Here is a 23,577-nt window from a genome sequence, read left to right as displayed (position 1 = left end):
CATCGATAATTTTGTGAAATTATATAAAAAAACTGTTCGAATTTTCTTGACAGATGATTTTTCTGTGGTATAATTTTCACTGCAATCCCTATAAGAACTTTTATTCATTTTTTACATCGCTTATAGGATGTTCATATGTAGCTTATTTTGTCCGAAAATTGCAAATTGCTTTGCAATATATTTTACAGGAGGCAATCATGAAAAAACCGGTGGTTTTTGGGTGTATCTTACTCGTATTTTCTGCTGCATTATTTGCAGCAGGCCAATCGGACGTTTCAAAACAAGATGACGGGCCGATTAAGTTGACATTGTGGCATCGCTGGTCAGGCGCAAACAGCGACTACCTTGCACAAGTCGTGCGAGCGTTCGAAGCAAAAAACAAAAATATTAAAATCGATATTGTCGCAAAGCCCGGTGAATATATGCAGCTTTTACAATCCATGGTTGCAGACATCGCAGCCGGGAATCAACCGCCCGATTTATTTATCGGAGGATATAATCTCCTCGACTATATCGCAACGGAATTACAGCCGACGGAATTGAAAAATTTGGCTCCGAACGAAGCGGCTCTTTCGGAACTGCGATCGCGATTCGATAAACCCGTATACGATATTACGAATATCAATGGCAAACAAATCGGTCTTCCGTTCGCACTTTCAAATATTGTCTTATACGTAAACATGGATATTTTTAAAGCGGCGGGATTAAGCGAACGTGACATCCCTGCAACATGGGATGAAGTTATACGCGTCGGAAAAATTATCAAAGCAAAAACTGATAAAATGCCGATCGCCATCCAGCTTCCCGATACATGGGCGGACTGCAGCCTCATCTATTCTGCGGGAGGACGGATCAAATCTGCAGACAACAAACGCATCGACTTAACAAATACGGGGGCAATACACGCGCTCACGATGTGGCAAACTCTTTACCAAGAGGGTCTTTCTCCTGTCGAAACGGACGCGGAAAGCGAATCCGGCTTTGCTGCGGGCAACCTTGCGATGCGCCCGACAACGATCATGAAAATCAACGGATATCTTTCACAGGCAAATTTCGATCTTCGTACGGCAAAAATGCCGAACTTTGCGGGGAAAACAAATAAACTCGCAGCCGGAGGCGCGGCCGTCATCACGTTTGCGAAAGATAAAACAAAAAAAGATGCGGTCTGGCAATTTATGAATTTCGTTTCGTCAAAAGAAGCAATGGATATCTTTACCAAAACGGGGTACCTCTGCGTTACAAAAGACGTCGTTGCAAAGACAAAGTATCAGGAAGTCGCTTATGAGCAAGAGCCGCTTGCAATGATATGGCCGAACTGGCCGGGCGGGGCTGCAGGAATGGAAATCGAACGGCTGTATCTTAACGCCCGCAACAAGATCGTACTTCAAAATGCACCGGTTGAATCGACGCTGAAAGCGTTGGAAACGGAATGCAATAAACTCTTGGCAAGGTAGATACGATTATATTTTTAAGGAGTTGTTATATGAGAAAATTATTAAATGTACTGATATGTTTATCAGTATTATCTGCAGCCGTGTTCGCAACCGGCAATCCGGATGCCGCCGCGAAAGACACTACAATTCAGCTGACGCTTTGGCACAGATGGTCGGGAGGGCACAGCGACAGGCTCAATGAGGTCGTAAAAGCATTCGAAGAAAAAAATCCCGACATCAAAATAACTGTCGTTGCAAAGCCCGGCGAATATATGCCGCTCTTGCAGTCACTGGTAGCAAATCTTGCCGCAGGAAATCAACCGCCCGATATGTTTGTCGGAGGATACAACTTACTCAACTATATAACGACGGAATTGCAGCCTGTAGAATTAAAAGACTTGGCGCCGAGCGCTGCGGCTCTCGCTGAAGTCGAATCTCGCTTTAATAAATCAATCTATAACACGACCAACGTTAACGGAAAACATGTCGGTATGCCTTTTGCCCTGTCAAATATAGTCATGTTCGTGAACATGGATATATTTAAAGCCGCAGGATTGACCGAAGCGGATATTCCGACAACATGGGATGAAGTAATGCGAGTCGGAAAAATCATAAAATCGAAAACGAAAAAATATCCGATCGCAATTCAAATGCCCGATACATGGCCGGACTTCAATCTCATCTATAGCGCCGGCGGCACTATCAAAACGCGTGACGATAAAAAAGTCAATTTCACCAATGCCGGCGCTATAGAAGCGCTGACGATGTGGCAAAACTTATACAAAGAAGGTCTTGTTCCGATAGAAACGGATGCGGAATTCGAATCCGACTTTGCGGCCGGCAATATCGCCATGCGTCCTACATCCTGCATGAAAGGTGCGGGATACGCCGCTCAAGCAAATTTCGATTTGCGATGTGTAAAATTTCCTTCCTTTACGGGGAAGTCGAATAAACTCGCAGCCGGAGGCGCGGCAATCATTTCCTTTACAAAGGATAAAACGAAAAGAAATGCCGTATGGAAATTTCTTGACTTCGCGGTATCGAAAGAAAGCATGAACATATTTACGAAAACGGGATATCTTTCCGTTACAAATGCCGATGTTAAAAAAACTCCGCTGCAGGCTGCAGCGTACGAACAAGCGTCAAATATGATCATGTGGCCGAATTGGCCGGGCGGCGCCACAGGGATGGAAATCGAACGTTTATACTACAATACGAGGAATACCATTATTCTGGAAGGTGCACCCGTTGCACCCTCATTAAAAAAACTCGAAGAAGATTGCAATAAATTATTATAGAGCAAAACAATAAAAAGAGCTGTATGCCGTTTTATCGACACAGCTCTTTTTGTCTATAAAAAAAAGAAACCTTAGACACCGAGGAAACTATTTATGGGTAATAATTTTTACCGTGACAAAAACGAATACGCCATTTCTACATATCTGTTTGAAAACTGGGATCTGGAAAGCGCTCTGCATTCGGTTGCAGCGCACGGTTTTAATTCCGTAGAATTGTGGGCAGACGAATCGCACCATGTCGATCCGCGCAGCTTAGCCGATGAACACAAAGTCCGCGCGTTATTAAAAAAATACGATATTCACGTACATTCCATTCATACCCCGTTTCGAAGATTCAGGACTTTCGACAGCATTGAAGAAGCAAGAGCGCACAGGATGAGCGTAAAAAAAGCCTCTATCGATTTTTGCGGCCGATTTGAAATTCCTATCGCCGTCATCCATGCATGCGACCGAAAGGAATACAATGCCTCAAAAGCCGATATCCCTTATCTGCATGATGCATTAACGGAACTTGCGGATTATGCGCATAAGCAGGGCGTAAAACTTGCCCTCGAAAATATTCCGAGCAGTAAAAACAAAGACGATGAAGTACTCTGCACATTGATAAATCAGCATGCGTTATTCGGTGATATCAAAAATTTATGTTTTTGTCTCGATATAGGGCATGTTACCATTACAAGCAATGATATGCAAAAAGAGATCGAAGCAGTAGAGCCGGAACGCCTCATCACATTCCATATACATAACAATGACGGAAAGAGCGACAGTCACAGGCTTCCCGACGACGGTATAATCGATTGGCCGAAGTGGCACGATATGATACGCAATAGAGGTTTCAAAGATCAATTTGTTTTTGAAATTTGTGAATACGGAAATCCGTTTGCAAAGATGGATGCTATCAGCGCTTTATTCAAAGAGTAAAATTCATATGATAAAACAAAAAAAATCAAAGACTGCAATGCGGCAACAAATAAAAATGAATATATATTTTTTGCTATATGTGCTTCCGGCTCTCTTTGTATTTATTTTATTTAAATGGTGGCCGATCATCTACAGCTTTTTTCTCAGTTTTGAAAAATGGAATTTTATCGGTGCAAAACATTTTGTCGGCCTCAACAATTACGCACGTATGTTTACGCATCAAAGTTTTGCAAAAGCATTCGGCAATACCTTTGTCTACATCGCGGAAATGTTTCCGTTTTTTGTAATATTCCCGCTGCTGTTTGCGCTGTTTCTCACTTATATTAAAAATAAAAAACTGCAATCGACGTTTCGCGCCATGCTTTTTATTCCGACCGTTTTAGCGTTTTCCATCGTATGTCTCGTGTGGATGTGGATGTATAATCCGACTTTCGGCGTATTTAACAATATTTTAGCGCAATGCGGAATTCCGAAAATAAGCTGGCTTACGGACACTCGCTTTGTGATACCGTCTATAGTGACGGTCACCGGCTGGAAGATACTCGGTTCCAATTTGATTTTATACGCGGCGGGATTGATGATGATAAGCGATGAATACATTGAAGCCGCAACGATAGACGGCGCATCGCAGTGGACAATCTTTTGGAAAATCAAATGGCCGCTTCTCGGTTCGACGACAATTTATAATATTATCACCGCCATCAATTATTCTACCGATAAAGCCTTTATCCCGATTAATATATTGACCCAAGGCGGACCGAATGAAGCATCGACCAATTTGGCACACATGATTTACGTATTCGGTTTTAACTTTTTCAATATCGGTCTCGCTTCGGCAGCAGCCATATTCACTTCCATTCTCTTTTTAATTATCACCGGTCTTATGATGAAATATGCGGGAGGATTCGGATATTATGAAAACTGAACATAAAAAATTAACGGTCGGGCACATTGTCTTAATCATATTTATGGTGTTTCTTGTAATCTGCAATATCTTTCCCATATTGTGGATGTTCAGTTCCGCATTCAAATTACCGAATGAATTGTTTACAAATGAGATTCATATTATTCCGCGATATCCGACATTAAATAATATGAAGACGGTTTTCTTCGAATATGATTTTTTTGAATGGCTGCATAATACCCTTGTTTCAACCGCATGGATAGGCGTCGGACAGATCGCCGTCTCCGTACTCGCTGCATTCGGTCTTATCTATTACAAAACGAAATTCAATAAAGCGGTATTCTTAATTTTAATAACGACGATGGTCATTCCGTTCCAAGTAACGATGATACCTAACTATATCATCATAAGCAAATTCCGCTTATTAAATACGATGACGGCCGTGGTAGTTCCCGCACTCGCATCTGCCGCGGCATTTTTCTTTATCTATCAGCATTTTCGCGGTGTTCCCATCGCATTTTACGAGGCGGCGAGGGTAGAAGGCGCAAATTCATTTTGGATTTTTTCCAGGGTTGTCATCCCCCTTTGCAAAAGTTCGATTTCATCGATGTTCATATTGTGCTGCATTGACGGCTGGAATCAATATTTTTGGCCATTGCTCGTTTTAACGTCATCAAAAAAACAAACCCTCGCCATAGGTTTGCAGCAATTTCTCGATTTTGAAATGGGAAACAACTGGGGGCCTTTTATGGCGACGGCGACATTGGCATCGCTGCCGATCATCATCATTTATCTATTCATGCAGAGAAATATCATAGACGCATTTATGTCGTCGGGATTGAAAGGATAAGGTACTGCCGGAAGCTGAAGTTTTCGGAAGTACCCGGGTATTTTATTCGTGTGGAGGGTTCAATACCCTGACGCTCTGCGTCGGGGTTGTTGATTGCGGAACGATCTTTCGATAAAAAATTGTTCCGCAAATTTTTTCCGCCCGTCTATCTTTATCTTTGAACCGCCCGTGCCTTATCCCGCAATACGCTCGGCGACGAGCTCGCCCATCTTTTTCGTGCCGGCAAGTTTTCCCGCAGCTTTTACCGCCGCAATATCTCCCGCGATGTCTCCGGTGCGCCAGCCTTCGTCGAGCACGCTTTCGACGGCAGTCTCGATCGCGCGCGCTTCGGTTTCCGCGTGAAAGCTGTAGCGCAAAAGCATCGCTGCGGATAAAATAGTCGCAAGCGGATTCGCCGCATCTTTACCCGCAATGTCGGGCGCGGATCCGTGAATCGGCTCGTAGAGTCCCGGCCCGCTTCCGTCGCCGAGAGACGCGGATGCGAGCATGCCGATGGAACCCGTGATTTGGCTCGCTTCGTCGCTTAAAATATCGCCGAACATATTGCTCGTCGCGATGACGTCGAACTGCTTCGGGTTTCGCACGAGCTGCATCGCCGCGTTGTCGATATACATATAGCCGAGCGAAACGTCGGGATAATCGCCTTTGACGCTTTCCGTGACTTTGCGCCACAGTCGGCTCGTGTTGAGGATATTCGCTTTGTCGACGACCGTGAGCACTTTCCGCCTCTTTTGCGCCGCTTCAAAGCCGAGCCGCACGATGCGCTCTATTTCATGCCACGAATACGTTTCCGTATCCCATGCGGTTTTTCCGTCCTCCGACGTACCCCGCTCGCCGAAATAGATGCCGCCGGTCAATTCACGCACGATGAGGATGTCGATGCCGTCGCCCGAATCTTTGAGCGGACAGGCTTCTTTGAGCTGTTTGAACATGACGGCGGGACGGAGGTTCGCGTACACTTTCATGCCGCCCCGTAAACCGAGGAGCGCTTTTTCGGGGCGCATTTCAGGCGCGACGTTGTCCCACTTCGGCCCGCCGACGGCTCCGAGCAGCACCGCATCGGATGCGAGGCAGATATCGAGCTGGTCTTTCGGAAGCGGATTTTGCCGGCTGTCGATCGCAGCCCCTCCCGCAACGACATTTTTGTATACAAATTCGTGCCCGTATTTTTTTGCGACGGCGTCAAGCACGCGCACCGCTTCCGCTACGACGTCCGGTCCGATCCCGTCGCCGGGAATAAGCGCAATCGTTTTTTTCATATCAACCTCACTTAGCGCACATACAATCGAATTTTATTAATTATTAAAATCCGATATGCGCGCTCATATCATTTTTCGAAAATGTTTTTCGATATCTTTTATCAATTTATATTCGAACGAATCGACGAGGGCAAGCCAAGAGGCTTCCATGATATCCGCCGAAACGCCGACCGTCGTCCACGAATCGCTTCCGTCGGTGCTTTCGATGAGGACTCTCACGCGCGCTGCGGTCGCGGACTTTCCGTCGATGACGCGGACTTTAAAATCGGTGAGCCGGATCTTTTTTACTGCGGGATAAAATTTTTCGAGCGCACGGCGGAGCGCGATATCGAGCGCGTTGACGGGGCCGTCGCCTTCGCCCGCACTCACCGCGATCTGTCCGTCGACTTCAACTTTAATCTGCGCGCACGCGTTGACTCCCTTTTCGGGCCTCGGATTGATGCCGCTCGTCTGATAATAATGCAGCGTAAAAAACGGCTGGTATTTTCCGATCGTTTTGCGCACGAGCAGTTCGAAACTTCCATCGGCTCCTTCAAACTGGTAGCCTTCGAATTCGAGCTCTTTCATTTTTTTAATAATTTCCAAAACGACCAGATCGTCTTTTTGAATCGCCGGATCGAATTTTTTAATCTTTTCGATGATCATGCTGCGGCCGGCAACTTCGCTCATGAGGAACACGCGGGAGTTTCCGACGCTTTCGGGAGCGATGTGTTCGTACGCGTCGGGATTTTTGATAACCGCATCGATGTGCATGCCCGCTTTGTGCGCAAACGCGTTCGCGCCGACATAGGGCAGCTGCGGATTCAGGGCGATATTCGCGATTTCGGCTACTCGCCGCGCGATCGGTGTAAGCGATTTCAGTTTTTCATCCGGAAGGCAGGTATAGCCCATCTTCAACTGCAAGTCGGCGATGATGGTCGCAAGGTTCGCGTTTCCCGTGCGTTCTCCGAAACCGAGGAGCGTTCCCTGCACGTGGCGGGCTCCCGCTTCGACCGCGACGAGCGAGTTCGCAACGGCAAGCCCCGAATCGTCGTGCGTGTGGATACCGATAAGGGCTTCGCGTCCGAAATGCGCACACACATCGGCAACCGCTTTTTTGCACTCGCCGATGAGGCAGCCGCCCGTCGTTTCGCAAAGCGTGAGTACACCGGCTCCCCCTTCGATCGCCGCGGCGAGCGTTTTCAGCGCATAGTCTTTATCGTGTCTGTAACCGGTAAAAAAATGTTCGGCGTCGTAGATGACGCGGCGGTTGTTTTTTGTTAAAAACGCACACGTATCGCGGATCATCGAAAGGTTTTCTTCGAGTGTCGTTTTAATAATATCGACGACGTGGAATGTCCACGACTTTCCGAATATGACGACGTCTTCCGTCTCCGCAGCCAAAAGGCTTTGCACGTTTACGTCTTCCGCGCACGAAATATCCTTTCTGCGCGTCGCACCGAAAGCGCAGAGCTTTGCGTTTGCAAGAGGCGTTTTTTTTATCTCCTGAAAGAATTCCATATCTTTCGGATTCGAGCCGGGATTCCCCGCTTCGATATACGCAACTCCGAGTTCGTCGAGCGCGTGCACGATGTGAATTTTATCCTGAACCGAAAGACTGATCCCCTCGCCCTGTACGCCGTCGCGCAGTGTCGAGTCGAGGATATCGACCGTAGTGTTTGAACGCATATTGATAGTTATAATGGAAACGGCGGATAAAGGGAAGTACGGAAAATTTCGATATCGATTGCGAAAAGACACGCGACTTGCAACGAGCACGAAGTGCGAAGTTCCCCGCGCCACTTGCAACGAGCATGAAGTGCGAAGTTCCCCGCGCGACTTGCAACGAGCACGAAGTGCGAAGTTCCCCGCGCGACTTGCAACGAGCACGAAGTGCGAAGTTCCCCGCGCAAAGGGCGGAGCTGCTGCCGGTCCTACAGCCGATTTTCCGCTTACATAAGCTTTTTCAGCATCGAAACAAGGCGGCCTTTTTCGATCAAATCGATGGGACGGCCTTCGGAAAATTTGTGCGCGCCTTCGGTAAACGCACCCGCCGTGATGCAAAAACCTTTGTCGCATTTCATATCGCGGAGCTTTGCGTGAAATTCGCGCACGTACAATTCACCGATCGCTCCGGTGCTGCGGTAAAAACGGAACAGCTCGGAATCTTCCCAGCGCGGCGTATCGACGGTACAGAGGATTTCGACGAACTCCTGCGTCACCGTAGAGTCTTCGATCTTTACCGTCGCATCGGAATAATACGAAGCGACAAAGCGGCGGCAGAGCGCTACAAAATCGCCCGTCGGCGACATGAGGTAGGTTTGCAGGTTCGCGTTCGTATTGAGTTCCTGATAGCGCTGGATCAGAGCGGGCACGTCTTTATAGCCCGGCACCGTATCCTGTATCTCTTTGAGATAGGTGAGCGCTTTGCCGATATTTTTTTGCGCGAGATACACGTTCGCGAGCCGATAGCGCAGCGTCGTCTGCAGATCAAGTGGAACCTCTTCGAGCTTTAAACCGATTTCGTAATCCTGCTCCGCAAGCTGATATTGATTTGCGTGTTCGTGGATCAAGCCCGCCGAAAGACAGGACTGAGCGCCGTATTGGGGATCCGGGCGCAAGTGCATAAACACTTTAAGCGCTTTATCGCCGTAGCCCGTTTTATCCATCGCCGTCGCAATCGCAAAAAGCGCGTCTTTGTCGGTCGGATCCTGATCGAGCACGCGGCGAAGGAAGGGAATACTTTCACGGTAATGCTGCGATTTAAAATACGCCAAACCGAGCGGTTCGTCCGTTTCCGTCGATTCGGGATTGAGCGATCTCGCTTTCCGCAAACAAAGGACGGCTTTTTCATATTCGTTTTTTTGATACATGAGCCGGCCGAGATAAAAGTTTGCGTCGAAATTGTCCGGCTCGAATTTGCATGCGGCCAAAAGTCCGCGTTCAGCGTCTTCAAATTTATTGAGATGAAACGCGGAAATTCCTTGCCGCGCAGCCGCCTTTCCCGCATTGATTTCGACGTGCGTCGGTATCAAATCGAAAAGGAGGTTGTAGAGCGGGAACGCTTTATCCCAATTTCCTTCGTCATAGTATAGGTCTCCGAGTGTCGAGAGCGCCTCCACGTTGCGCGGATCGCGCGCGAGCTTTTTCGAACACTCGCGGATAACGAGGCGTCTGCTCTTTTGTTTGCCTCCCGCACCGGCACCTTTTTCACCTCGTGCCGCCGCGGAACGAAGCGCCAAAATGAGAGATGCGACGACGGCCGCAAAAACGACTGCTATTAAAATAGGTATCGCTGCATCCATGTGTTAACGATTAGTCTCCCGCTTTTTCCGAAGCTCACCTACCAGTTCCGCTATGCGCGAAACGGCAATCTTTATTTTATTAATATCGGTCGCATAGCAGCATCTGATAAATCCTTCGCCGCCCTTTCCGAAACAGGTACCCGGCACGACCGCTACTTGATAATTTTCGATAAGCTGCGTTGCAAATTCTTCGCTCGTCAAACCCGTCGAACGGATATCGGGAAAAAGATAAAACGCGCCTTCACCTTCCGTACACGGAAGTCCCATATCGCAAAACGCTTTATACATGAGATTCCGCCGCTGCTCGTAACTCCGTCGCATCCTCTCGACTTCGTTCCATCCGTTTTTCAAACCTTCAATCGCCGCGTATTGGCTCATGATCGGAGCGCAGATCGTGGAATACTGGTGCAGCTTGCACACCTGTTTTGTCAATTCCGCGTTCGCCGCGAGATAGCCGATGCGCCATCCGGTCATTGCAAAGGATTTCGAAAATCCGTTGATGATGACCGAGTAATCTTTCATGCCCGGAAAACTGCCGATCGAAACGTGCTTACGTCCGTCGTATACGAGCTCGCCGTAAATTTCATCGCTGATGCACCAGAGCTTGTGCGCTTTGACCACTTCCGCAATTTTTGCAAGCTCGTCGCTCGGGATCATGCGTCCCGTGGGATTCGACGGAGAGCACAGCATGAGCGCTTTCGTGTGTTCGGTGACCGCGCCTGCGATTTTTTCCGCCGTCGGGATAAAATCCGTTTCGCTCGTATCCAAGTGAACGAGGGTTGCGTCGCACTGTTCGGAAAGCGGCTGATACGAAACGTAGCACGGCTCGCACACGATGATCTCATCGCCGGGATTCAAGACGGAACGGAGTACCGCGTCCACCGCTTCCGATCCGCCGATCGTTGCGATAATTTCGTTTTTCGGATTGTAATACATACCGTAGCGCGCAAGGTAACGCGCGATCTCTTCACGCAGTTCGAGAAGCCCCCAATTCGACGTATACGAAGTCTGCCCCTTTTCGAGATGATAAAACGCTTCTTCGCGCAGCTGCCACGGCGTCGGAAAATCGGGTTCGCCGACACCGAGAGAGATGATATCGTCGCGACCGATTATCAAATCGAAAAATTTGCGGATGCCCGACGGAGGTGTTGCGAGAATTTTTTTGGAAAAGCGATCGTCGCGCGTGTTCATCAGGCGGTTACTCCTTCACGGCCGTCGCGATCCTGTTCGACGTAAACGATATCGTTTTCTTTATATGTTTTTAAAATAAAATGCGTTTTCGTCGAGCGTACGCCTTCGATCGTCGAAAGTTTACTCGCGACGAAGAGCGCAACTTCTTTCAGCGTATCGCCTTCGATGATCACTTTGAGATCATAACCGCCGCTCATGAGGTAGAGCGATTTTACCTGCGGAAAGCGCCATATCCTGTCGGCGATCGCATCGAAACCCCTGTCGCGTTCGGGCGTAACCTGTATTTCGATTTCGGCGTGCACACGGTCTTTGAATTCGCCGTCTTTTTCGGGATTGACGATAGCCGCGTATTTCATGATGACACCGCTGTCTTCGAGTTTTTTAATCACAGCACGCACTTCGTCTTCCGTCTTTCGCGTCATCGCGGAAATGTCTTCGACGGAAAGGCGCGCATTTTCACGCAGTAAATCGAGAATCTCTTCGGCAATATCCATACTACGACTCCTCAAAGTATATCGTATTACTATATCATATTTGGAAGAGCCTTACAATTGAGTATGTTCTCATCATTTGAAGAAAAAAAACGGCTCCGCACAAACGAAGCCGTCTGAAAAAAACTTAATGATACATGATCGGGTGCACACAGCTGCGGCATTTTAAGCAGCCTGTGCGCAGCTCATCATACTTTAAACTTACCCACTTCCTCAGCCAGCTTTTTGATGCTCGTTTTATTCTCTTGCGTAATCCGGTTCACTTCCTGCACCGCGTTGTTTATCTGCACCGCTCCCGACGCCATTTCATTCATGCTGTCCGTAATGATGCGCGTCAGATCGTCAAGCTTCCGCATCTCTCCGGCAACGCTCTCCCCGCCCTTCAGCATCTCTTCAGAACCGCTCTGCACTTCCATCGTCACCGTGCTGATACTCTTTATTGCCGCAAGCACTTCTTTGCTCCCGTTTTCCTGCTCGCGCATCGCTTCCGTCAATCGATCGCTCATCGATTTTACCTGCTCCGACAAATTGAAAATCGTATTGAACTTTTCTTCCGCCGTTTTCGACGACGCCGACAGCGTTTCGATTTCTCCGGAGAGCGTTTTCAGCGTCTCCGTTATCGTCTTGCCCTGCATTGCAGAATCTTCGGCAAGCTTTCGAATCTCATCGGCAACGACCGCAAAACCCTTCCCCGCCTCTCCCGCATGCGCCGCTTCGATCGCCGCATTCATCGCAAGCAAGTTCGTCTGACTTGCGATGTGCTGTATGACGCTCGAGGCTTCAAGCAAACTCCCCGATTCTTCGGCGATCTGTTGCGTCACCGCATTGGCGCTGACGACGCTACCTTTGCCGTCAGCCGTCGCATCCGCAAGCGTTTTGATAACGTCATCCGTCTGTTCGAGCGTCTGCGTAACCGCACCGATGTTCGCGACCATCTCTTCCACCGATGCCGACGACTGGGCGACGCTTGCCGCCTGCGTTTCGATGCTGTTGTTAAGCTGTTTGATCGTACGAACGATCTCTTCGATCGTCGCGGCCGTTTCACTCACGCTCGCCGCCTGTGTCAGCGCCTGCTGTTTTACGCCGTCGATATTCGCGCTGATTTCGTGTACGGAGCTTGCCGTTTGGGTCATATTCGACGCAAGCTCTTCGCCGATGGCTTCCATCGTGCCGGAGTTCTCTCCGACGGTCTTTATGGAGCGGCCGATTTTCGCGATCGTTTCGTTGAAGTATTCGGCCATATCGGTGATCTCATCGTTGCCGTTTACCGGAAGATGGACGGTAAGGTCGCCTTCACCCTGTGAAATATTCCGCAATGCACCGACGACTCGTTGAATCGGTTTCACTATGGCGCGCGCAATGAGATAGATACCGATAACTGCGATAACTAACATAATCGCGGTGAGACCTATGAGCGAAAGGCGCAAGGTGTTTACCGCTCCCAAAAATTCGTTTACGGGAGCGCGGATAATAACCGACCAGTCGGCCATTTTCATTTTCGCAAAAGAAGCGATATAGGTTTCGTCTTGGTATGTGTAGTAACCGATTTCACTTTCGTCGGTATCCAAAACGTGCTCCAAAAAAGCGGCGCACGAAGTAAGCTCTTTATTCGTCTTTGCCTGCTCGATGATATTCGCTTGACTTCTAACCAGCTCGATATCTTTATCTGCGATAATGACACCGCTCTTACCCATTATATAGCAATTGCCTGTTTCACCGACAACGATATCGGAAATAAGATTTGTAAGAAGTTTCGCGTCGACAACGCAGTTTAATACACCGATCATATTGTGATCGTTATCATATAAGGGCGTTGCAAGTATGATCGTAAATTTATTCAGCGACCTGGAAAGAAGCGGCTCAGAAATAAACGTATGACCTGCAGAAGCGGCTTTAAACCAATCCCGATCGTGCACATCCACGATCGTTCCGTCGCTCGTCGTACGTACGCCGGAAAGTCCGTACAGATTAAGCTGTTCGATTTTTTCATTCAAAGAAACCGCTTTTTGCAGATAATCCGCCTTTTCCCGATATGACACTGCGGGATCTTTCAGAACGGGTTCCCGCGCAATATCCTCAAGAAGTTGAAAAAAGATTGCAATACGCCCGTCGACGATTTCCGCCGTGTCGTTTGCTTTGTCGATAAGGTGCGTTTCCACTTTTTCAATGACCGCTTTGCGAGATGAAAGTACGGCTATGAGCGATAAGATTGAACTCGTCAGAAAAGCCATACACCCGAAGATAACGAGAAGTTTGTAACGAAGAGAAAAACGCTTTTTCAAAATAGAGCCTCCATTCCTTATGCTGCGCGTTTGCGTTTTTTGTATTCGGATTCAGGCAACGCCGATATTCCGGACAACGCTTTTATCGTGCCCGTCGATCCGAGCATTGCGGGTACACTATATCACTAAACGCAAGGTTTGAAAAGAAAACAAAATCTGCAAAAGCAAAATCCGCAGCGGTCTACAAGCGGTCTACGGAAGATAGCAATTGTCCGAGTTTTACGGTATAGTTGTTCATGCCTGCCGTTTTTCGGAAAACGCACGGCAATTATCGGTATAACAAAAATGAAATACAAACCGAACGGAAAAGATTTTGCAAAGACAGGGAAAAGCGCTCTCATCTGTATAAGCGTGCTCGGCGCATTGTCGCTGTCGATATTTTTTATATTTCCCGAACAAAAGGTCGCCCCCTTCGACATTCCCGCAGCGAAAAACGAAAGGCCGAAAATACGGGCGGAATTCAATACGCCGCTGTCCGACAAACCCGCCGTCGTCCGGCACGGAGACGAAGGGCTCACGCTGTACCGCCAGCCGTATTACCGGCTCGCCGTCGAAGATTTTTATATCAGCGAAACGAACAACCGCGACATTACGCTGGCCATCCTCGAATTCGCCGACAAAAACGATATTCCGCTGTCGCTCGCATTTTCGCTCGCATATACGGAAAGCCGCTACAATATACGCGCGGTCAATTACAATACGAACAGCTCAATCGACCGCGGGCTCTTCCAGCTCAACGACCGCTCGTTTCCTCAGCTCGGCGAAAAAGATTTTTTCAATCCCGCAGTCAGCGCGCGCTACGGTATGGCGCACTTGCGCTTTTGCCTCAACATCGCCGGAAATATCATCCCCGCGCTTGCGATGTACAACGCGGGTGCGAACCGCGTGCGCGCAAACAGTACGCCGCAGTCAACACTCAACTATATCGGAAATATCATGACGCACAAGCAGATGATCGACAAACGCTTTGCCGAAGAAGTTATGGCATATATCGATTACAACAATCCGCTCGATGCGAATGCGTCGGTCGCGATGGGCGGAAAACGCTGAACGCGCAAACGTGGATATTGAAAGTCCCTCTTTTTACACAACACCGTAATAATTAAATCAATAATACAACCTTGACAGGAAAATAAAAAATATTTATAGTAATTATTGAATTTGAAAAGTAGCTTTTATGCGCACTACACTCTTTAATACAATTATAAAAACCGATGCGCTCAATTTTGTTAAAAAATTGAGTCTCCTGTATCAAAACACCCGCCGGTTTATTTCGTATTGGGCACTGCAATCTTTTCTCATTACAAAATCGCATCCGTATTACGCAGGCGATCATCTTCCGCATTTAAAGGGCAGCAATGCTCATTAAAAAGATTCACAAATTTTACGGCAGTGCCTGTAAACAAAAGGAGGTATGATAAAAAGCAACGTCTGAAATATCGCCGTCGTTAAAGTCTGGAGAAGAAAAACGCCGAAGCGTTTTTTATTTATAGGAGACACTCGCGATTTCTGCGCATTGCTCGAAATCGCAGCGTTCTTATCTCGAGTTTGCTCGGATGTTTGCAGAAAACTTGTATACGTACCGTTCCGATAAAAATCGGATGGATACGATGCATGTTATTTTACAAACTCGATTATTAACGCGTGCGCTAGCGCGCACGGCTAAAAACTTTTTCGGAAGTTGAAACTTCCTGTAAAAGTTTTTTATAGGAGTGTACAATGAAAAAACTGTTTTTAATTTTTTTTGCAGCAGTGGCGGTTTCCGCGCATTCGTTTGCTGGGGAATTTATCCTCTCGCCCACGATAGGCTTTTCCAATACGAGCAGCATAGGGATCGCAGTAGCGCAAGAAGGATCGCATGCCGGCGACCGTGAAACCTGTAAGATGTATTTCAATCACATGCCCGTCGGTATAACGCTGGGGCTTATTACGAACAAAGGTTTTACTTTTATGGTAAACAACGATTTTTCTCCGATAGGCAAAGGTACAATGAAGCTTAAAGACGATTCGGGAAACTTAAAACTGGATAAAAATATCATCTTTCAACAGAGCGTTATTTTCGGCTATACATTTAAATTGGTCAACCAAAAACTCTTTATCAACATCGGGTCCGGATTTATTTGGGGCACCGGGAGACTAAAACCGTATAGCTTTGAAAGCCACGGATACTTGCCGGAGAATATGCCTCTCGTTACTTTCGGCATTCCGGTACAGGCCGGGGCGCAGTTCTTTTTTACAAAAAACATCGGCATCAATTTGATGGTGACGGATGCGCTCGGATTCGCAGTCGGAAACTTAGGTAAGAACAGCAACGATGACCGAGTGTATTCGATCGGGTTTTCCTACATGGGTACCGTAAAAGTCGGTCCGGTATTCAAATTTTAATAATTGACTACCGCTAAAAACTCGGCCGTTTTTAGCGGTACCGTTTAATCGTCCGAACGCAATATGCGCCGACGGGAAAGCCCGCCTCTGCACGCTCACTTTCCGACGCAAAAATTCCCGAATACGCTTTCGAGTATGTCTTCCGGCGTCACTTCTCCGGTCACTTCGCCGAAAGAGGCGAGCGCGTCTTCCAAATGCAGATGATCGACAAACGCTTTGCCGAAGAAGTTATGGCATATATCGATTACAACAATCCGCTCGATGCAAATGCGTCGGTCGCGATGGGCGGAAAACGGTAAGAGAATATGTCCCGACAATTTCCCGTCTCGCACGAAAAAAAACAAAAAATAAAGGCTGCCTTGACGTACGGTTAAAAGCGGTTTATTATTAATTAAATTTTTATGGAGGAACAAAATGAAAAAACTGTTTTTGGTTTTTTTTGCAGCAGCGGCGATTTCCGCGCATTCGTTTGCGGCGGAGTTTATCCTCTCTCCCACGATAGGTTTTTCGAACACCGGCGTTGCGGGAATATGGAAGAATACACGGACAGTCGGATCTGTTTATGATGAAGCAACCGATGACTACACGATGTTTTTCAATCATATGCCTATCGGTTTGACGCTCGGCTTTATCACAAACAAAGGTTTTACCTTTATGGTAAACAACGACTTTTCCGTTGCAGGTAAAGGTACAGTGAAATCCGGCAGCGACTCACTGGATTTCAAACTCGATAAAAATACCATTTTTCAGCAGAGCTTTATTTTAGGCGCTACATTTAAATTGCTCGATCAAAAGCTCTTTATCAATATCGGTTCAGGGCTTGCATGGGGCATCGGAAAAATAACGCCGTTTGTTAATGACATATCATTTCCGGCAGATATGTGGCACTTCAATGTCGGTATTCCGTTACAGGCCGGAGCGCAATATTTCTTTACAAAAAACATCGGCATCAATTTGCTGTTGTCGGATGCATTCGGCATCGCAATCGGCAGATATAGTTATACAAGCGGTTCTCGCGAACGCACAATGACTTCAGTCGGTTTTTCCAATATCTTCAGCGTAAAACTCGGACCCATATTCAAATTCTAAGCAAATAGGCTGCCGCTGAAACACGGTCGGTTTGGTCGGTTTTCAGCGGTTTTCTTTTTCGGTTATCCGAAAACAGTATGAGCGCCGGTAGAGCTGCGATGCCCGCCGGCGCTTCTTTATGCGGCGGAGTCCGCGGTCTCGGAGGAGTCGGAAAACCGCGCTCGAAGCCGCCTGTCATTTGTGTTTCACTTTCCGACGCAAAAATTGCCGAATACGCTTTCGAGTATGTCCTCAGGCGTCACTTCTCCGGTCACTTCGCCGAGAGAGGCGAGCGCGTCTTCCAAATCCTGAACGACGGCATCGAGCGCGTAGTCTTCGTCGGCGCTCGTAAGCGCATGACGCACGCTTAAAAGCGCTTCTTCGACCGATTTTTTTTGTCTGGCCGAACCTAGCCCCGCCTGCTTCCGCTCCGTATCCGCCCCCGAAACGAGAGAGCGTTTTACTTCTTCGACGAGCTTTCCGATCCCGTCGCCTTTTTTTGCACTTACGACCATTTCCGCGCGCAGATCCGCAATCATTTTTTTCTGTTCATCGGAAAGCCGCCTCTCACCTTCGACATCGCTTTTGTTCCATACGAACACGACGGGTTCGGAACAGTCTCTCAAAAACGATTCGTCGTCGGAGGTAAAACCCGCCGTACCGTCGGCGAGGTAGAGCACGACGTCCGCATCCTTTGTGAGCGAACGCGCCGATTCAACGCCCTGCTTTTCGACGATATCCGCCGTCGCGCGCAAGCCCGCCGTGTCGAAGAGGCGCACCGGTATGCCTCCGAAATCCGCCCAGCTTTCAAGCCAGTCGCGCGTCGTACCCGCGATATCGGAAACGATTGCGCGTTCTTCTTTTAAAAGTGTATTGAATAAACTCGATTTGCCGGCGTTCGTCCTTCCGCACAAAACGACGCGCGCTCCGTCCTGATAGAGCTTTTCGCTTTTCCACGAATCGGCAAGCGCCTGCAAAAAAAATGCCGCCCGCTCGATGTCCGCACGGTCGAAAGAATCCGCTATCGTCTCTTCGTCTTCGGGATATTCGACGGCGACTTCGATAGACGCAAGCGTATCGACGAGCAGCTTTTTTATCGAATCGATTTCATCGAAGAGAGAACCCGAAAGCCTTCCGGCAGCCCGGCCCCTCGATGCGTCGGTGCGGCTTTCGATGATTTCCCTTACCGCTTCCGCTTTTGTCAAATCGGTTTTTCCGTTGACGTAAGCGCGGAACGTAAACTCTCCGCGCTCGGCTTCGCGGAATCCGTTTGCAAGCAGCAGTTTGTTGATTGCGTTTACGACCGCAGGTCCGCCGTGGCACGTTATTTCCGTCATGTCTTCGCCGGTAAAACTTTTCGGAGCGCGAAAAACCGACACGAGCACTTCGTCGACTTTTTTATCTCCGTCCCGGATCCAGCCATACACGATCGTGTTGCCTCCGGCATTCAACAATGCATCGGGACGCGAAAACAGTTCGGCAATGAGTTCGATGCAGCCTTTTCCCGAAGTGCGCACGATGCCGAGCGCGCTCGGAGCGAGCGCCGTCGCTATAGCGGCTATAGGTTCATCAGGCGTATAGGTTCCCGACATGTACGCTCCTCAGCGCAAGCGCATAAACGGAATATAGAGAAACGGCGTATAGCCGGACGCTTCGGACTCTTTGCGCGTTTTTTCCTGATGGAGTACGCTGTCGAGCACGGAAACCGTTTCATCGGCAAAGGGCGGCTTTACCGCGCTTCCGAACGCGGGCTTTCTGAACTTTTCATCCGCTTCGGGTGCCGTACCGATATACTTCGATTCGGCCGTTACGTCGGGAAGGATATAATCGTAGGCGCCGAGATTGTTCCAATACAGATAACCGCGGTCGACGGAATCGCGCACGCCGAAAATTTCCTTTTGGATATATTCGGTACCGTAATATTGCCGGTCGTAGCTGACGTTCAATCGGAACGCCTGCACCCACGGGCGAATGATCGTTCTGTTCCTCGTCATCACCGACGCGCGGAACGTTCCGTAATAGTAAATTCGATACGTCCTGTCCGCATAGGGCGCACGGTTCATAAACTCGTGTTCGAAGTGATTGGGATAAAACATCGGAGAAATGACATCGACGTATTCTCCGAGCATCTCCGCATCCTGCCCCGTGCGCGTACCGCTGCGGTACCATCCGTTGGCGCCGTATATATCGATCCCGATCGGTGCATCGATGTTTTCGCGCGCATACGAAAGGAATGAAATGAGCGCGCTCTCTTTCGTCATGCCCTTGCTTTGCCGGCGGTACGACGCGCTCTTCAAATTCAAGCCGTCCGTCGGAAAGCGGATATAATCGAATTGGATTTCATCGAAACCGCGCGCGATAAGCTCTTTTGCGACGGCGACGTTGTATTCCCATACTTCTTCGGAATACGGATCGACCCAGTTTTCATCGTAATACGAGACCGTCTTTTTCCCGGCCGAATCGGATCCGTCATCATAAGATTTAATACCGACCCACGGACTTTTCGACGCGGCATCCCATACCGCGTACTTGCCGCCCGAATACTTGGCGAGATTCCGGTCTTTAAACACGACGATGCGCGCAATGAGATATACCTTATCCTTTTTAAACTCGGAGACGAAGTGATCGATGTCAACGGCGTACTGCGATACGCGCCCTTTTTCCGCCACGAGCGGATCGCGCGGCTTGTAGCGCAAAAGACCGTAATCGTCTTTCATATCGATGACGAGCGCATTCAAATTATTATTATTTATTAATTTTCTGAAATTGTCGATTCCCGTCTGCTCGCTGCCGCGGTTCGGCGGCATGTATACGCCCTTTTTCAAGTTCGCTTTTTCCGCGTACGGAGTGTTGATCGTGCCGGGGTAGAGCATCCACAACTCTCCGAGCAAAAGACCTTCGGCAAGACCGCTTTTGCTTTTCGGCACCCACGCCGCGTTGACGATGCCCGGAACGCATGAAAAACTCCGCTTCCAGTTTTCAAAGTTTGCAGGGATGCCGGGACTTTGCAAAGATGCGACATCGATCGAACCGAGCGATTCTATGCGCGTAAAGACGAGGACACCTCCGACGCTCGTAATGCTTTCGATGCTGTCGGCGGGTTCCGTTCCCTCATAGATGCACACGGATGTTTTTAAGTTCCAATCGAATCGATAGAGGTTCGGCAAATACGACTGCGCAAAATAAATTTCTGCATACTTCGTTCCGTCAGCTTTCGTTCTGACCAGAGGATAGATATCCGAAATCTCGTCGGGCGACGTGAGCGACGCCGGCATTTTTATACCCTTGGGAACATCCTGCCACGCGGCGTTTTTCGCATACGGAAATATATACGAAAGTCCGAATATCGGGTGCGATTCGAAAACGGCGAGCGCCCCTCCTTCCATCGTCGCAATCGCAACGGCTTTGATGCCCGGCGTTATCCTGCTCGTCGAACCGATCGACTTCCACTCCCTTCCGCCGTCGCTCGTTATGTACACATCGTTTTCGGTAGCCGTCGCCATGTTCAGCGGATTCAGCGGATCGAAAGCCAAGTCTTTGAGAATCGGAACCTGCTCCGTAAGCGTCACGGTTTTTCCGTCGTATTTTTTAATAATGAGCGGAGCGATGCCCTTGTTGCGCAATTCGAAATCGGCAAGGTTTTCGCTGTACACGATTCCCTTCGATGTGCGGAAATACCAACGTTCGCCGAAATTTCCGCCCGCTTCAATGCGCACGATCTGCTCGACTTTTCCATCCGTCCACAAAGGGATCGCGGTATTCGATGACGCAATTCTATATAAACCTTTATCGGAACCTGCAAGGAATATCGCTTCCCGCCCGGAGTCTGCGGAAGACGGCAGTTCGTAGAGCGGCTTTGCATCCTGAGCAAAACCTTTTTCCGGAGCGATAAAAAAAACCGATGCGATAAAAAAAAGTAAGAGAGCCATATATCGATTATCGGCAAGCCCTTCGCAAATGTTTAAATCGGAAGACAGCGCATGCCGTGTACGGGAACGACCGCGGACGGCGCGGCTTTCCGCCAGCCGCCCGTGTACGATCCGCGCATTATACGGCAATTTTTTTGAGATGGCCTATACTTTGAACTTACCGACTTCTTCCGCCAAGTTTTCGATACTCCGCTTATTTTTTTGCGTTATCTCGTTCACTTCCTGTACGGCGTTGTTTATCTGCATCGCACCCGCCGCCATTTCGTTCATGCTGTCCGTAATAATACGGGTAAGATCGTCGAGCTTACGCATCTCTGCGGCAACACCTTCGCCGCCTTTCAACATTTCTGCGGAACCTTCACTCACTTCGATCGTTACCGAATTGATGTTTTTAATCGCGGTGAGTACTTCTTTACTGCCGTTTTCCTGCTCGCGCATTGCTTCGGTCAAACGGTCGCTCATCGATTTTACCTGTTCCGATAAATTAAAAATCGCATTGAATTTTGCTTCCGCGGTTTTTGCGGAATCGGAAAGTATTTCGATTTCACCGGAGAGCGTTTTCAATGTCGACGTAATGGTCTTCCCCTGCGTCGCGGAATCTTCGGCAAGTTTGCGAATTTCATCGGCGACGACGGCAAAGCCTTTACCCGCTTCACCCGCGTGAGCGGCTTCGATAGCCGCATTCATCGCCAAAAGATTCGTCTGACTCGCGATATGTTCAATGACGCTTGACGCTTCCAGCAGACCTCCCGATTCTTCGGCAATCTGTTGTGTTACCGTATTCGCCTTGACGACCGTACTTTTACCGTCGGCGGTAGCATCCGCAAGCGTTTTGATGACGTCGTCCGTTTTTTCAAGCGTTTGCCTAATCGATCCGATATTTGAAACCATCTCTTCTACCGATGCCGAAGACTGCGCAACGCTTGCAGCCTGCATTTCAATGCTGTTGTTCAGCTGTTTGATCGTACGCACGATTTCTTCGATTGTGGAAGCGGTTTCCGTTACGCTTGCAGCCTGTGTGAACGCTTGTTGTTTTACGCCTTCGATATTGCTGCTGATTTCGTGAACGGCACTCGCCGTTTCGGTCATATTCGAGGCGAGCTCACCACCGATCGCTTCCATGTCGCTGCTGTTTTCTCCGACCGCTTTTACGGAGTTACCGATCTTTTCGATCGTTTTATTAAAATACAGCGCCATATCGGTTACTTCGTCGTTGCCGTTTACCGGCAGTCGCACAGTGAGATCTCCTTCACCCTGCGCAATGTCATACAGTGCGCCAACGGCGTTTCGAATAGGCGCTATTATCTTCACCGCAATAAAGTACACGACAATAAAGGCGACGATCAAAGCAATGCAACCGATGACAACCAGATTCCGGATGAGTGACCGTACAGAACCCATAAATTCCTCGACCGGCGCTTTTATAATAACCGTCCAACCTGATGTTTTCATCGTCGCGTATGAAGCGATGTACGATTCGCCTTTGTACGTATAATATCCTATTTCGCTTTCATCTATCTTGAGCGCATGACGAAGAAATTCCGCAGTCGATTCGAGTGACGGATTCTGTTCGGCATCTTCGATAAGATTATACATTTTTTCTACGACGCTTCTGTCCGGATGCGCAACCGTCGTCCCCGTTAAACCGAGTACATAGGAGTTGCCTGTCTCTCCTACAACAATGTCGTCGATGTCGTCACACATTTCGGTCCCGCTTATTGCCGCCAGCAATATGTTAACAATATTTCTGTCGCGGTCGTAAACGGGAACGGCACATGCAATGATCAGTTCGCCGCTTACACGCGAAATAAGCGGCTCCGACATAAAATCTTTTCCGGATACGGCAGCTTTATACCAGTCGCGGTCTCCGACAAAGAGATTGCCGTTTGCGGTATACATATATCCCTGCGTATCGCAAAAATCGAAATCGTTGATACGCTTATTAAAAGCCGCTTCGTTTTTTAAGAATTGCAATTTTTCCCGAACGGAAAGAGATGTGTCCTGTAACTGCGGCATACGTGCGATGCCTTCCATGAATTGAAAAAAAGCCGTCACTCTGCCGTCGATAATTTCCGCAACATCGGTCGCTTTATCGGTAAGATGCTTTTCGACTTTTTCGATTACCGCCTTTCGTGCAGTTCTGATTGCAAATATCTGCACTGCCGCGACAGCCGTTAAGATTAATGATCCGAAAATAAGGATAAGTTTATAGCGAAGGGAAAAACGTTTTTGCACGTTTTCCGTATTGACAATTTGCTCCGTCGAAACGCTATGATTTTTTC

17 protein-coding genes are annotated in these 23,577 nt (G+C 48.5%); 8 read left to right on the top strand and 9 right to left on the bottom strand.

Features of this window, described 5'->3' with window-relative positions:
- Positions 1–197 precede the first annotated feature (197 nt).
- The 5 genes from H9I36_RS11230 to H9I36_RS11210 all read left to right on the top strand — a co-directional run bounded on the left by H9I36_RS11230 (position 198) and on the right by H9I36_RS11210 (position 5,406).
- Entirely contained in the window at positions 198–1,454 is a 1,257-nt protein-coding gene (locus H9I36_RS11230) for an extracellular solute-binding protein (protein WP_187385446.1), read from the top strand.
- A gap of 29 nt (positions 1,455–1,483) precedes the next feature.
- Positions 1,484–2,731 carry an extracellular solute-binding protein gene (locus H9I36_RS11225; protein WP_187385445.1) on the top strand — a complete coding sequence of 416 codons (1,248 nt, stop codon included), beginning with the start codon at positions 1,484–1,486 and terminating at the stop codon, positions 2,729–2,731.
- A 93-nt stretch (positions 2,732–2,824) separates the two neighbouring features.
- Positions 2,825–3,652 carry a sugar phosphate isomerase/epimerase family protein gene (locus H9I36_RS11220; RefSeq protein ID WP_187385444.1) on the top strand — a complete coding sequence of 276 codons (828 nt, stop codon included), beginning with the start codon at positions 2,825–2,827 and terminating at the stop codon, positions 3,650–3,652.
- Positions 3,653–3,707: 55 nt separating this feature from the next.
- Positions 3,708–4,577, top strand: coding sequence for a carbohydrate ABC transporter permease (locus H9I36_RS11215; RefSeq protein WP_187385443.1), 870 nt, complete (start codon positions 3,708–3,710; stop codon positions 4,575–4,577).
- 169 nt (positions 4,578–4,746) lie between these two features.
- Positions 4,747–5,406, top strand: coding sequence for a carbohydrate ABC transporter permease (locus H9I36_RS11210; protein WP_187385442.1), 660 nt, complete (start codon positions 4,747–4,749; stop codon positions 5,404–5,406).
- A gap of 173 nt (positions 5,407–5,579) precedes the next feature.
- On the opposite strand, the gene leuB is transcribed toward H9I36_RS11210, so the two are convergent.
- From leuB to H9I36_RS11180, 6 genes are all read right to left on the bottom strand, one after another.
- The gene (gene leuB, locus H9I36_RS11205; protein ID WP_187385441.1) at positions 5,580–6,665 is read right to left on the bottom strand and encodes a 3-isopropylmalate dehydrogenase; all 1,086 of its coding nucleotides are present in this window, start codon (positions 6,663–6,665) and stop codon (positions 5,580–5,582) included.
- A 63-nt stretch (positions 6,666–6,728) separates the two neighbouring features.
- Positions 6,729–8,333: a citramalate synthase gene (cimA, locus tag H9I36_RS11200; protein WP_187385440.1), complete on the bottom strand. Its 1,605-nt coding sequence runs from the start codon at positions 8,331–8,333 to the stop codon at positions 6,729–6,731.
- A gap of 263 nt (positions 8,334–8,596) precedes the next feature.
- On the bottom strand, positions 8,597–9,949 hold the full coding sequence (locus tag H9I36_RS11195; RefSeq protein WP_222864698.1) for a tetratricopeptide repeat protein: 1,353 nt from the start codon (positions 9,947–9,949) through the stop codon (positions 8,597–8,599).
- A gap of 3 nt (positions 9,950–9,952) precedes the next feature.
- On the bottom strand, positions 9,953–11,140 hold the full coding sequence (locus H9I36_RS11190; protein ID WP_187385439.1) for a pyridoxal phosphate-dependent aminotransferase: 1,188 nt from the start codon (positions 11,138–11,140) through the stop codon (positions 9,953–9,955).
- Positions 11,140–11,634 (bottom strand): Lrp/AsnC family transcriptional regulator, encoded by a 495-nt coding sequence (locus tag H9I36_RS11185; protein WP_187385438.1) that lies wholly within the window; start codon positions 11,632–11,634, stop codon positions 11,140–11,142. The genes H9I36_RS11190 and H9I36_RS11185 overlap by 1 nt, the downstream gene beginning before the upstream one ends.
- Before the next feature lie 185 nt (positions 11,635–11,819).
- Positions 11,820–13,862, bottom strand: a complete 2,043-nt coding sequence (locus tag H9I36_RS11180; RefSeq protein WP_187385494.1) for a methyl-accepting chemotaxis protein — start codon at positions 13,860–13,862, stop codon at positions 11,820–11,822.
- 336 nt (positions 13,863–14,198) lie between these two features.
- Between H9I36_RS11180 and H9I36_RS11175 the strand changes: the two genes are divergently transcribed.
- From H9I36_RS11175 to H9I36_RS11165, 3 genes are all read left to right on the top strand, one after another.
- Positions 14,199–14,963, top strand: a complete 765-nt coding sequence (locus tag H9I36_RS11175; RefSeq protein WP_187385437.1) for a transglycosylase SLT domain-containing protein — start codon at positions 14,199–14,201, stop codon at positions 14,961–14,963.
- Positions 14,964–15,632: 669 nt separating this feature from the next.
- A complete protein-coding gene (locus tag H9I36_RS11170) occupies positions 15,633–16,298 on the top strand; it encodes a DUF2715 domain-containing protein (protein WP_187385436.1) in 666 nt (221 codons plus the stop codon).
- 414 nt (positions 16,299–16,712) lie between these two features.
- Positions 16,713–17,387, top strand: coding sequence for a DUF2715 domain-containing protein (locus tag H9I36_RS11165; RefSeq protein WP_187385435.1), 675 nt, complete (start codon positions 16,713–16,715; stop codon positions 17,385–17,387).
- 185 nt (positions 17,388–17,572) lie between these two features.
- On the opposite strand, the gene mnmE is transcribed toward H9I36_RS11165, so the two are convergent.
- The 3 genes from mnmE to H9I36_RS11150 form a co-directional block, all read right to left on the bottom strand.
- Complete coding sequence (mnmE, locus tag H9I36_RS11160; RefSeq protein WP_187385434.1) at positions 17,573–18,958, bottom strand: tRNA uridine-5-carboxymethylaminomethyl(34) synthesis GTPase MnmE; 1,386 nt, start codon at positions 18,956–18,958, stop codon at positions 17,573–17,575.
- Between the two features lie 9 nt (positions 18,959–18,967).
- The gene (locus H9I36_RS11155; protein ID WP_187385433.1) at positions 18,968–21,295 is read right to left on the bottom strand and encodes a putative glycoside hydrolase; all 2,328 of its coding nucleotides are present in this window, start codon (positions 21,293–21,295) and stop codon (positions 18,968–18,970) included.
- Positions 21,296–21,439: 144 nt separating this feature from the next.
- Positions 21,440–23,530: a methyl-accepting chemotaxis protein gene (locus H9I36_RS11150; protein ID WP_187385493.1), complete on the bottom strand. Its 2,091-nt coding sequence runs from the start codon at positions 23,528–23,530 to the stop codon at positions 21,440–21,442.
- Between the last annotated feature and the right edge of the window lie 47 nt (positions 23,531–23,577).

It is taken from the genome of Treponema sp. Marseille-Q4130, assembly GCF_014334325.1.
Lineage (GTDB): Bacteria > Spirochaetota > Spirochaetia > Treponematales > Treponemataceae > Treponema_D.
This window is presented reverse-complemented; position numbering and strand designations above follow the sequence as displayed.